The organism is Dyadobacter sp. HNCC25DJ184 (genome assembly GCF_056895215.1).
Map to the genome: position 1 here is coordinate 1 of NZ_JBXHAQ010000008.1, position 12,256 is coordinate 12,256.

Here is a 12,256-nt window from a genome sequence, read left to right on the forward strand (position 1 = left end):
ATATTGATTCACTGCAAAAAAACTACTTTTTTAGTCGCCCCCCAACTTTTCGGACTGATCCTAAAAAATGTGACGAGCTGTTGTTCGCTATTTAGGTGGCGATGATGCGATTTTTAACAACGCGTTGCAAACGCTTAACCATAGCGACCCGATTGCAAATCGGGCCGAGCTTTGAGCGTTATTTCAATTTTGCGACTTGTTCCTCATATCTTTTTGGATCGTCTTTGGCTATTCTGGCGGTATCCAATGCTTTTTTTGCATATTTTACTGCTTCCTTTTTTTGACCCAATTTGCGATATGCTTCTGCTAATTCATAGTAAAGTCCGGCCATGGCTTTTGAATTCAATTCATCAGGTTTTGCGGATTTGATACCCTCATTTGCCCAAACAGGCATATTCGGCAGATAGGAATTGTCGGTCGCTTTTTCGTTAAAATATTTCATCAGGTATGCATAATCGGGAAGGCCGATATTTTTTGCATGCTGGCGGTATTCGTTAAACCGGTTTGCGGCGCCCTTTGTGTTTTTATCGCGCAAATATGCATCCAATTCTTTCAGCAAAAACCTTGCATCGGCATCCGCTTCGGCAGTTCCCAAATCCACCATACTCTTGCGCATCTGCAGAATTTTCGCAACGGGATAGGTGTCACCTTTTGGACCGTAGAGTGCATAATATAAAATGGCTTCACCGGCTTCCTTCACATCTCTCGTGGGATATTTAGTGCGGTATTCATCCAAATGAGTAAAGAAATAAATGGAAAGCGGATTGTCATAATCATTCATCAATCGCTGCAAAATGTAGAATCCCGTCTGGCTGATCATATCGGCAGGAGTAGTCAGCGTTTTTCCAAGTGCGTCGTTGACTTTATCCAAATTTGCCTGATCCTTGATCGTTTTGCAGTGTTTTCCATAATTGATCAAAAACGTCAATTCACGGTCGCCGTCCTTAAATCTTGCTGCATAACTTCCGGTACGTTTTGCGGGGTCCAGCGCCGTTGTCCCAATCGCTATGATTTCGTTGACAAAATTTGCTTTTAATTTATGTTCCGCGGGTGTTGCGAGATGTATCAGATTTCCATTGCTATCAAAAAAGAATAGCACAGGGAATTCCGGATATGCAACGCTTTTCAACTTTTGGAACGCGATCGATTCCTTAGAATTGGCCTCCGTTTTCCAGCTTACAAAATTCTTGTTATAAAAATCACCGACTCCCTTGTCTGCCAAAATAGGCGCAAGGGCTTCGCAATGTGGACAGCCGGTCAGATATACTTCCACAAAAAGCGGCTTGTTCGCTGCTTTTGCTTTTGCCAAAGCAGTTTGAAAATTTCCGGGTAAAAACTGAATCCCATCAGAACTCGCAGTCTGCGCAGTGGCGACAATTAGCGAAATATTTAGTATGAATATTGTAAGCAGAAATGACTTCAGATATTTACTGTTATACATGAGTGTAGTTTGGATGATGATTCTGGTGTAAAATAATGGAAATATTGATTGATGAAGAAACAGGAATGGGCATATTTTGTCAATACATCATCTATTAGCCGGGTGGAAGCCCCGAGGAGAATCCTTAGGCATATCCCGCGCTTTGCTCAATTGCTTTTTTGGCAGTCATTAGGTGTTGGGAATCAGGATGCAGGGGGAGTTTTTTTAAGAAATGATTCCGTATAACGCCGTTAAATAATTAAACATGCGCCTTTGAATAATTTACAGTATTTTGATATTAAATTGTAATTATCTACCCACAGGTTTGTGTGGTTTCCCAAAACTTGTGGATATCCTTTAACCATAAAATTCCTGAAAACATGGCAGACTGGGGTCCATTAGCTGCTCGGTACGAAACTGAACAGCCTCGTAAAATTCTTGCCCTCGATGGCGGAGGTATCAGAGGTGTTTTGACGCTTGAAATTTTGTATGAAATTGAACAACAGCTGAAAGCCAAATTAGGGAAAGGCGACAGTTTTCGCCTGAGTGATTATTTTGACTATATCGGAGGTACAAGTACGGGGGCAATTATCGCCGCCGGATTGTCGTTGGGCATGTCAGCTGGCCAGCTTCTGGATTTCTACGAGGCAAAGGGTGAAGCGATGTTTGATAAGGCATTTTTATTAAAAAAGGTAAAGTATTTTTACAATGACGGGCCGTTGGTAAAGGAACTTCAGAAGACCTTTGGTACGGGCAATATTTCCGTTCAAAGCGGGGTATTTAAAACCTTGCTGCTCGTCGTGACCATGAACCGTTCGACAGATTCTCCCTGGCCGATCAGCAACAATCCTTTTGCTAAATACAACCTCGTAACGCGCCCGGATTGTAATTTACAAATTCCACTATATCAGCTTGTTAGGGCGAGTACGGCCGCTCCTGCATATTTCCGTCCAGAGACGTTGCAGTGGGATAAGAATAACCCTGAGAAGACATTTGTTTTTGTCGATGGAGGTGTCACGCCATATAACAATCCTGCATTTTTACTGTACCGGATGGCAACTCAAAAACCATATGGTCTGAACTGGAAAACGGGTGAAAAGGAGTTGTTAATTGTATCTGTCGGCACGGGATCTGCGCCAAGCCCGGGTGCATATGACAATATTCTGGAAACAGTTAAAGAACTTCCAAACAACCTCATGTACGCCATGCAAGTGGATCAGGATATCAACTGCCGTACAGTGGGAAGGTGCATATATGGCGCACCGATCGACCGGGAAATGAACGATATGATCCCGCTTGATTCAAATGGAAAGATATTGCCGTTGTCGAGCGAAGCCAATCGTCACTTTAGCTATATGCGTTATAACGCGGATCTGAGTTGGGCAGGTTTGGATGCTTTGGGACTTAAAGATATTGACAGCGACGAGATCAGAGAAATGGACTCTGTTAAAAACATTGCAAACCTGCGGAGAGTTGGAAAAGCGGCAGCGAAGCAAGTAAGTATGGGCCATTTTGCTTCATTTTTGCCGACCGTGCCAACAGTCTGATTCTCACCAATTCCCTAAAAATCAACGATATGTCGTCAGTGTTCATCGTCCGTCCATTTGGAAACCGGCCGGTTCTTAAAAAAATCAAAAATAGCGCGGATACCGAGGTTGTTAATTTTGATTTTGATAAAGTAGAAAAAGAGCTTATCAAACCAGCCATGAATGCCTGCAAGCTTACGGGCGGCACCACGGGTGAAGTCTTTGCGGCCGGTAATATCATGGAGGATATGTTCTCGGAATTATTGCTGGCCGATATCGTAATTGCCGATATTACCATTCATAATGCCAATGTGTTTTATGAATTGGGCATAAGGCATTCACTGCGCGACAAACGGACGATTCTGATCAAAGGTTCTGGTTTTGATGAAACGCCTTTTGATATTATCGGTTACCGGTATACGGCATATTCGAAAGATAATCCGGCAGAAGCGCTCGAAGCGCTGATCAAATCAATGAAGGAGACTATTGAGGGTGATCGTAAGGACAGTCCGGTTTTTAATATTTTACCGCTACTCAAATCTCAGGATCCGGAGAGATTTTTGGCTATTCCGGAAGATTTTGTGAAGGAGGTAAGGATGGCGACAGATGCTAAATTTGAAGGTCGTCTTGCCTTGTTAGCATCGGAGACAGAAGGTTTTAGCTGGAAATTTCCTGCGCTTAGGTTCATCGGAGAAACATTATACAAGTTGAAAGCCTTTGCGAGCGCGAAGTCCATTTGGGAAAAAATTGATTTAAATAAACCTGGAGATAGCGACGCAAATGACAGACTCGCAACAATTTACCAGCGATTGGCGGATTTAGAACTTGCAACCAATACAGGTGGAGCAGATGCGTTGCTCTTTAAATCAGACCTGTCGATTGAAACTTTATTGAAAGACCCGAGCCTGACCGATACCAAAAAAGCCGAGACTTTTGCGCTTAAAGCAAGAAATGCAAAAACGCGTTGGGTAAATTCGTGGAAGGATCTGGAAGGTGATCAATTGGTAAAAATTGCGTTGTCATCGCCCCATCTGACTGATGCTATCAAATTCTATGAAAAGGGATTTTTTCAGAATCTGGATCACTTTTATTCTGGCTTGAACGCACTGGCGTTGCTTTTGATCCTTCTGGATTTGAGTCAGAGAAATCCGGAGGCTTGGGAGTTATTATTTGATAGTAGCTCGGAAGCGCAGCAAAAACGGCTGGAATATACTGATAAGGCTCAGAAATTGGCTCCGGCGGTAAAGTTCTCAATTGAATCCGCCAAGGTGAGGCAAGAGAGTTTGGATAAAATCGATATATGGATCGATATCAGTGCTGCCGATTTGATGTGTTTGACATCCGAAAATGCCGCCCGTGTGGCCAATATGTATACTCGGCTTTTGCCAAACGCCGATAATCAAAGTATCGATTCAATCGTCCGTCAGTTGCGGTTGTTTGAAAAATTGGGATTCAAAACCGCGAACGTAAATGCCGCTTTGGCCGTTTTTCCACCCGTTGACATAAGTCAAAAAACATATTATCTTCTTTTCACTGGTCATATGATCGACAAGCCGGACCGGGCCGAACCAAGATTTCCTGTATCTAAAGAGCTGGCGGTCAGGCAGAAAATCAAAGATCAAATAGAGGCCGAACAAGCAAGGCTGGGGCCTGATCGACCCTTGATGGCAATCACGGGAGGAGCCTGTGGAGGAGATATTCTTTTTCTGGAAGTTTGCCAGGAATTGGGTATTAAGTCGCAGATGTTTTTAGGATTACCTCGCGAGGATTTTCTGCAGTCGTCGGTCGATTTTGCCGGTATAGGTTGGCGGGACAGGTTTGATAAATTGTACCAGGCTTTGCCGCATCCCATATTATCAGAAAACAGTGATTTGCCGAAATGGCTGAGCAAAAAGCCAAATTACGATATCTGGTCGAGAAACAATTTATGGCTTTTAAATAATGCGTTGGTTAATGGAGGCATTAACGCAACTTTGATCGCTGTGTGGGATGGAAAGGGTGGTGATGGTCCGGGCGGAACCGAGCATATGGTGGCTGAAGCAAAGAAAAGAGGAGCTCGTGTTCTCGAAATCGATATCAAAACTGTCTCGGAATAACTTCCGGTCGACTATCAACATTAAAACAAAAACGGGAGATACCTGCCCGTTTTTGCTGTTTATTTTGACTCCTTCAGCACCATATCAATCGTGATCGCGCTTGCGAGAATGGCAACCTTATTTTCATTGTTGGCATAATTGCTATCGATATTGACATTGTACTTGTCGGCCGAGGTGAAAACTTCCTTCATGGCTCCCGCCCATTTTTTGCTGATGGTGCCTATTTGAGCTCCTGACTCGTTTTTGATATTAAAATTCCATGCTTTCCAGTCCCCGGTAATTTCCGCAATTTGTATTTCTGAATTGTTGAATATCCTGAAAACCGGTTTAAAGAATTTGAATTTTTGATTAACAGATCCAATCAGGTTTTCGTTGGCGTCATGAATCTTGATTTTTGACATAAACAGCGTCCATCCACGGGAGATGGTTGCTTCCAGTTGTTCGTCGGTATTTACAATTTCGAGTTTAAATGGAAGAATTGCTTTGTTGATCAGAATTCGCATTAGTTTGTGCCCAAGTGAAATCCTTTGTCGAACAGATCCAATATTTCGACCTGAATCATTATAAACCTGATAGGTGTTTTCGAACTTAAAAAAATTTACTTTTTCGTCAATGAAATAGCTGTGACCTTCAAAAAAACCGGTACTCATACAGGTGGATATAGTGGATGGTGAACCACAAATATACACGAATTCCAGAATGAGAAAAGAGATATAAGTCAAGCTGGGTCGAGGCGCATCAGAATATTTTTTAGCTGGTGTACATGCCTTTTAGAGTGGCAAAGTACAAAATATAGCCATTCGAGCCGGGTGAATTCTCCTATATTCGGAAATGTTGCGTCGCTGCAAGTCATTGATAAATCCAGACTTCCTGCAAGTGAAATCAACCTGTTCCTTATATCAAGTAAAGTTCGGATCGATGTTTCGCGATCATGTGGTCCTTTCGATGGGACGATAAATTCAGGTGCTTTGAGCTTAGTATCAAAGTTCAGGAAAACAGATGCAAGCATTTTGAAGTGCTGATCCGGCGCTCTTTCCGTTGGTTTGGTATTGTTGACAAGTACTTCAGGAAGGCCGCCTTCAGATTTTATCAAATGTTCGGCCAGTTGTCCTGCTGTCCAGCTTTCTTCAAACGGAACAACGTTGAATTCTTCGGCACTGAAAGCCATAAGGGTTTCCAGCAGCTCCAGTGTCGTTTCCTTCAGATCGTTAACGAGTTCTTCCGATGTCATAGCATGTTTTTTTAAGTGTGAACCAGGATAAATCAGAGACAAAACCAGTGCTAAAATCCGGACATTCTTTTCAATTTTTAGCGCGTCTTGTTCAAGCTCCACCTATTTTCAGTGTCGCAATAGTCTCATACCTTTCCTTGGACTTATACGGTCGCTTGTATATCACAATTTTGTCAAAAAATGAGGAGGTCGGGTAGGGAATACTTTCCGCTCTAAACTTATCGAAATAAGCGAATTGTGCGTATCGCGCGAGGGTGAGGTGCAACTTCAATTTCGTAGTTTTTACACCGAGTGCGTCCATCAATGTCTTATTGAATGCAAGTATATCGTCTGGATTTGTGATTGACAAATAGACGGTCAAGCCAGGGAATGATTTGACTTCACCGAAACTTACTGCCACCGGATCCAATCTGCTGATGGTTTCTTGGATCGTTGCAATGATATTCGCGTCGTCTTCATAAGTCACCTTTCCATCGATCGAAATATGATGTAATTTGGTAAGTTGAGAAGCCTTAATTCCTTCCTGCCGTGCTAATAACTCATTGATGTCCTTTAGGGTTTGGATAGTCGGATCGCTAGGGACAAGCAATGGATAATATTCATATTTAACTGCGGATGTTTCGAAAAGGTCGGTTTGGGATTCCATTTCAGGGAATTTAAAATGAATTAGATCCCGAAAATTAGACGTTATGGGGAAGAAAGGCAAGCAGCATTACATGCTATATCGTAAACCCAAAACAGTCAATTGGACTTTGAAATAAATGAAAGATGTAGTTAACAGCTAACGAAGTATTAAAACAGTACCTCGAAGAGTATGAGATTTATCTTCTAAGACAAGCCTAATAGTGAAAGGATATGAGCCAACAGCAACGGGACTTCCATGATACGTTCCGTCCCAAGGTTTTTGATATCCGGTTTTGTCGCTAAAAATTAACTGTCCCCAGCGGTTGTATATCAGGAGCTCAACTTTATCAAATTTCTCAATTCCGCGAATGCTCCACTGGTCGTTAGCGCCATCTCCGTTTGGTGAGAAAGCATCTGGTACCAGTAGCCAGTGAGCGGGGAAAGGAGGCTCGCAGACTATATTGACTTCAACGCTGGACTCGTTGCTGATACAATCACCAATACTGCACGAAGCGCGATATATGTAAACGTCGTCATCTCCCGAAGGCCTGACAGTAGGCGCGCCGGGATTCCAGTTGACCATGGCGCCGGCTATTGAGCACCCTGCATTGAGTGTTACCGTAGTATTCGGGCAAATTTCTGTCTGGCTGGCAGTCAGATTTGACACAAGGTCTACAAAGGGTATGGGAGCAGCCAAATTTAAAGGCGCATTACCCGAGGCTACGGTAAAGGTACCGCCATTCAAATTTTGTATCGTTCCCTGATTGTCTCCAATGTTGCTGTTTCCCGAAGAGTTTTCCATAATTGTCCCCGAGTTGGAAAATCCCGGACCGCCGGAAATAAAACTATTGGAAGCTACATTCAGCAGCGCATGGCAGCCTTGGTTATTGAAAATTCCAGCCTTGTTGTCAATGCCGACACTTCCGATCGCCGCTTTGTCGCCCATCACAATTTGTCCCATGTTTGTAAGGGTACCCGTCCCACGGTTAATGAAGCCAATCACAGTTTCAATATCTGCGGAGGACTGACTGGCATTGTTGATTGTCAGTTTGCTGCCCGAGGTGTTCGTAAATTGTGCGTTATTTGTTTCAAGAGCAAGCCCGATACTTTGAACGTTGGGGTCAGGTACTTTGACGGGAATCAAACTGATATCGATTTTTGAGGAATTGGTAAAGGAACCGGCTCCTACAATCAGGCCTGTGTTCGTCACACTTTCTATTATAATTTCTCCTCCTGTATTGTTTGCAAATGTTTTACCGACACACCAAAGTCCTACTCCTTTCGAAACTTTGATATTGATTTTTGAGTCGTTGATGAAATTTCCACCACTTACCAGACCAGTACTGTTTGTGTTGCTGATCTCAATTTCCCCGCCTTTGGCATTTGTGAAGTTACCAGTCTCAGCCAATTGAAAACCTTCCTGTAAACCAGGTCCGACGGTGGCGATTATTATTTTGCCCTCGTTAACCGTCTTGCCATATGTGATAAAACCGGAGCGTTTTGCCTGCACAATTTTGACCGAAGCACCCAACTTATTCTCGAACGTTCCGTCATTAATGAAGCCCCAAAATCCCATGATATTGGACTTTTCATCTCCAACTATTATGCTACCGCTATTCGTAAGTATTCCATGATTGTATAAGCCGATCTCAGCAAAACTGGAGGAGCTGCTAAATCCTTTGATCCAAAGCTCACCACCGGCGGAAATATTGAGGGTTGCATTTACTTCAATCGCGACAGAATATGCATCAACCGAAGAACTGATCAACGGCTGATTTGGTGCCTCAGGAATTACTACCTGGTCAGTGGACTGTGGTACGGTTCCATTGCTCCAGTTTGATGCAATACTCCAATCATCGCTGGTTCTTCCGGTCCACGTGTTTTGCTGCGCCAAACATGGCGAGCAGGCAAACAGAGCGATCAAGATATAGAGTATTACTTTCATCAAAGACAATTCGGGGATTGTGACGAAGTGCTGGAGTTGTTAAATATAGCTTAAAAGTAGAGTAAGTAAAGCAGGATATGTAAAATTACATCATAGTGTTCGATATATACTAATTTGATAGATGACAAAATATTTTGATAATTACCTTTCATATCTCTGCCATCTGCCTATCAGCTTTAGTATGCATTGTCATTCAGATTGATATCGACGAGAGCCAAACATTCTGCATATACAATGAATTAAGCTTGCCATCTCGTTCACGTCCGAACAAATTTGTACGATTTCGAACATCCTAAAAACGTAAAATGGTTCTTTACGGCCATTTAGGGCAATTTTTAAAACTGGCAAGGTATTTGTCTTGCATAATTATAACTAATAGTTTAAAGCAATGAAGAGGACTTTCCTGGGTGAGTTTGAGGAAATTGTTTTACTCGTCGTGGCGGGCTGCACTGGCGAGGCATATGGCGTAACAATTTTGGAAAACGTTGAGCAATATACCGGTAGATCCATTACTATGAGTGCCGTCCACGCCACACTTTACCGATTGGAAGACAAAGGGTTCTTAAGTTCAGAAATGGGAGGAGCCACCGCGGAAAGGGGAGGGAGAAGGAAAAGGTTCTTCCAGATCACGGCATACGGAAACCGGGCATTGCTGGAAATTCAGCAGATCAGACAGGAACTCTGGCGGGTTATTCCGGCTGAAAAGTTGCAATTGATTCAATCGTAGTCCTAAAAATCAGAAAGCGATGAATCGAAAGAACTTACAACCGTCAGCACCCCCTAAGTGGGTTGACCAAATTCTGGAAAAATGTTTGGCTCCGCATTTCCTTGAAGATATTTTGGGTGACTTACATGAAAATTATTCTAGACGTATATCAAGAACCGGAATTTTAAGGGCCAAGATTGAATATGCATTCGCGGCATTATTACACTTAAGACCATATTTCTTAAAAAGAAAGCCATCGGAATACTCTCATACACCTTTACTTAGTATCGATATGATCAGAAATTATTTTAAAATAGGAGTCAGGACACTCGCCAAGAACAAGGTATATAGCTTCATAAACATTACCGGGCTTGCCATTGGAATGGCAGTTGCCATTCTGATCGGCCTCTGGATTTTTGATGAAATTTCGTACGACCGAGATCATGAAAATTTCGACAGCATTGCTCAGGTAATGCAGCATCAAACGCGAAACGGCGAAATCGGTACACAGATGGCGATGCCATATCCACTTGCCAACGAGCTTCGCCAAAATTATGGCAGCAACTTCCGGCATGTGATCATGTCTACCTGGTCCAACATGCATATACTTGCATATGGGGATAAAAAAATAAGCAAGTCAGGGAATTATATGGACTCGGAAGCGCCCGAAATGCTAACATTAAAAATGGTGAAAGGGACTTGGTCGGCGCTAAAAGATCCATATTCAATCATGCTTTCTGAATCTGTTGCCAAGGCTTTTTTCGGCGAATCGGATCCAATGGATAAGATCATCAAACTGGACAACAGCCAAAATGTGAAGGTGACCGGAGTATATCAGGATTTGCCATACAACTCGTCGTTCAGAGATCTTGCTTTTGTTGCACCCTGGTCACTCAAGGAAATTACCAGTCCGGATTTGAAAACAATGGAGGATCCGTGGCGGCCCAACAACTTCCAGATATTTGTACAACTGGCCAAAAACACGGATATCGACGCGGTTTCGGCCAACATCAGGGATGTGAAAAAGAAGAATATTCGAAAAGAACAGCTGAAATTCAAGCCTGACGTATTCCTGAACCCAATGAGCAAATGGTATTTGTATTCCACTTTCAAAAATGGAGAAAGGGTAGGCGGAAGGATTGAAAATGTATGGTTGTTTGGTGTGATCGGAGCGTTTGTTTTGCTGCTGGCGTGCATCAATTTTATGAATTTGAGCACTGCCCGTTCAGAAAAAAGATCCAGGGAAGTAGGCATCCGCAAAGCGGTTGGTTCTGTACGACGTCAGTTGATCATCCAGTTTTTTAGCGAATCTTTTTTGGTGGTAGCTTTTGCCTTTATTGTTTGCCTCTTGTTGGTAGTGCTTATCCTGCCGTTTTTCAACGACGTGGCCGATAAAAAACTGGATATACCATGGAATAGGCCGCTATTCTGGGTTGCAGGATTTATTTTCAGTTCAATAACGGCTCTTATCGCAGGAAGTTATCCAGCGCTGTATTTGTCTTCCTTTCAGCCAATTAAGGTTCTCAAAGGCGCATATAAAGCCGGGAAATTTGCCGCTTTGCCGCGGAAAACATTGGTAGTTGTTCAATTTACTGTTTCCATTATACTGATCATCGGCACCATCGTGGTATTCCGCCAGATTCAGTATGCAAAGGACCGGCCGGTGGGGTATACCCGTGAGGGACTGATTACCAGTTATTTATCTACACCTGATATTCACACCCACTTCGACGCAGTCCGCAGCGAGTTAAAAAGCTCCGGCGCGATTGTAAATATGGCCGAATCGAGCAGTCCAACAACGAATTCGTGGTCTAGCACAAGTGGAATTGTTTGGAAAGGAAAAGATCCGACATTTTCTGTTGACTTTTTTTTCAATGAGGTTTCACATGATTATGGAAAAACGGTGGGATGGAAATTCATTGATGGCAGAGATTTTAGTCAAGAATTTGCCACCGATTCTTCGGGTTTGGTGATCAATGAAACCGCAGCCAAATTTATGGGTCTGAAAAATCCTGTGGGTGAAAACATGATGTGGTTTGACGAGCCTGTCCATGTAATCGGTGTTGTGAAGGATATGGTTGTCAATTCCCCCTATGAGCCAATCAGGCCATTGATATACAGTCTTGCTTCTGATCAGGGCGGGGTGGTGACCATGAGAGTCAATCCGGCAATAAGTACCACGGAGTCACTGAGCAAGATTGAGGCAGCTTTCAAAAAATATGATCCTGGCGCTCCTTTCCAATATAATTTCGTGGATCAGGAATACGCTGGCAAGTTTTATTATGAAATGCGCATTGCGAAGCTTACCACTTTTTTCTCCATTCTCGCCATCATCATTAGCTGTCTTGGGTTGTTCGGAGTAGCCTCATTTATCGCAGAGCAACGGACCAAGGAAATTGGCGTAAGAAAAGTTTTGGGAGCAACCGTAATGAATGTCTGGGGAATGTTATCGAAAGATTTTGTTTTTCTGGTACTTATTGCCCTCATGTTAGCAACGCCTGTTTCGTATTACTTCCTTGATAACTGGCTTCAAAAATATGAATATAGAACCAATATTGCCTGGTGGATATTTGCTGTAGCAGGCCTGGGTACGATGATAATCACTTTATTGACCGTCAGTTTCCAGGCGATCAAAGCCGCGACTATAAATCCGGTCAAGAGTTTGAGATCTGAATAGTACGTTGTCATATACCCTATGGACAGATTCG

Annotated in this window: 9 protein-coding genes; 4 read left to right on the forward strand and 5 right to left on the reverse strand. The window is 43.0% G+C overall.

The annotated features are described in order from the left end of the window. Nucleotides 1-178: 178 nt before the first annotated feature. A complete protein-coding gene (locus tag AC1XUD_RS13440) occupies nucleotides 179-1,441 on the reverse strand; it encodes a thioredoxin family protein (protein ID WP_483361530.1) in 1,263 nt (420 codons plus the stop codon). A gap of 359 nt (nucleotides 1,442-1,800) precedes the next feature. On the opposite strand from AC1XUD_RS13440, the gene AC1XUD_RS13445 reads away from it, so the two are divergent. After that, nucleotides 1,801-2,967: a patatin-like phospholipase family protein gene (locus tag AC1XUD_RS13445; protein ID WP_483361531.1), complete on the forward strand. Its 1,167-nt coding sequence runs from the start codon at nucleotides 1,801-1,803 to the stop codon at nucleotides 2,965-2,967. Between the two features lie 29 nt (nucleotides 2,968-2,996). Continuing rightward, complete coding sequence (locus AC1XUD_RS13450) at nucleotides 2,997-5,042, forward strand: tetratricopeptide repeat-containing protein (protein WP_483361532.1); 2,046 nt, start codon at nucleotides 2,997-2,999, stop codon at nucleotides 5,040-5,042. A gap of 59 nt (nucleotides 5,043-5,101) precedes the next feature. Here AC1XUD_RS13450 and AC1XUD_RS13455 read toward each other — a convergent pair whose 3' ends face one another. From AC1XUD_RS13455 to AC1XUD_RS13470, 4 genes are all read right to left on the reverse strand, one after another. Continuing rightward, nucleotides 5,102-5,692 carry an LURP-one-related/scramblase family protein gene (locus AC1XUD_RS13455; protein WP_483361533.1) on the reverse strand — a complete coding sequence of 197 codons (591 nt, stop codon included), beginning with the start codon at nucleotides 5,690-5,692 and terminating at the stop codon, nucleotides 5,102-5,104. Between the two features lie 68 nt (nucleotides 5,693-5,760). Beyond that, nucleotides 5,761-6,273 carry a DinB family protein gene (locus tag AC1XUD_RS13460; RefSeq protein WP_483361534.1) on the reverse strand — a complete coding sequence of 171 codons (513 nt, stop codon included), beginning with the start codon at nucleotides 6,271-6,273 and terminating at the stop codon, nucleotides 5,761-5,763. 91 nt (nucleotides 6,274-6,364) lie between these two features. Beyond that, entirely contained in the window at nucleotides 6,365-6,919 is a 555-nt protein-coding gene (locus tag AC1XUD_RS13465) for a 2'-5' RNA ligase family protein (RefSeq protein WP_483361535.1), read from the reverse strand. Between the two features lie 135 nt (nucleotides 6,920-7,054). Continuing rightward, nucleotides 7,055-8,842, reverse strand: coding sequence for a T9SS type B sorting domain-containing protein (locus AC1XUD_RS13470; protein ID WP_483361536.1), 1,788 nt, complete (start codon nucleotides 8,840-8,842; stop codon nucleotides 7,055-7,057). Nucleotides 8,843-9,230: 388 nt separating this feature from the next. On the opposite strand from AC1XUD_RS13470, the gene AC1XUD_RS13475 reads away from it, so the two are divergent. After that, a complete protein-coding gene (locus AC1XUD_RS13475) occupies nucleotides 9,231-9,569 on the forward strand; it encodes a PadR family transcriptional regulator (protein WP_483361537.1) in 339 nt (112 codons plus the stop codon). Between the two features lie 19 nt (nucleotides 9,570-9,588). Next, a complete protein-coding gene (locus AC1XUD_RS13480; RefSeq protein ID WP_483361538.1) occupies nucleotides 9,589-12,225 on the forward strand; it encodes an ABC transporter permease in 2,637 nt (878 codons plus the stop codon). Nucleotides 12,226-12,256: the final 31 nt, after the last annotated feature.